This window comes from Pseudomonas sp. PME37.24/025, from assembly GCF_055556615.1.
The window spans coordinates 1-266 of sequence record NZ_JBVHNK010000253.1; the positions used below are offsets into that span (position 1 = coordinate 1).

Consider the following 266-nt stretch of genomic DNA (forward strand, 5'->3'; position numbering starts at 1 on the left):
TTCCGTGAGCCCCGCGTCGACCTGAACGGCAAGTCGCTGCTGATCACCGGGGGCACCGGCAGCTTCGGCAAGGCTCTGGCCCGGATGGCGTCGGAAGAGTTCAAGCCCCGGAAGATCATCATCTTCAGCCGCGACGAGCTGAAGCAGTACGAGATGGCGCAGGAGTTTCCGCACGCGCACATGCGCTGGTTCATCGGCGACGTGCGCGACCAGGCCAGGCTGGAGACGGCGATGCGCGACGTCGACTACGTGGTGCACGCCGCGGC

The 266-nt window shown here is 66.5% G+C and carries 1 protein-coding gene; it reads left to right on the forward strand.

Annotated elements, in window-relative coordinates:
- Positions 1–21: 21 nt before the first annotated feature.
- Positions 22–266 (forward strand): polysaccharide biosynthesis protein (locus ACZ3HH_RS30265; protein ID WP_465810293.1); only part of this gene is annotated, 245 nt, incomplete at its 3' end.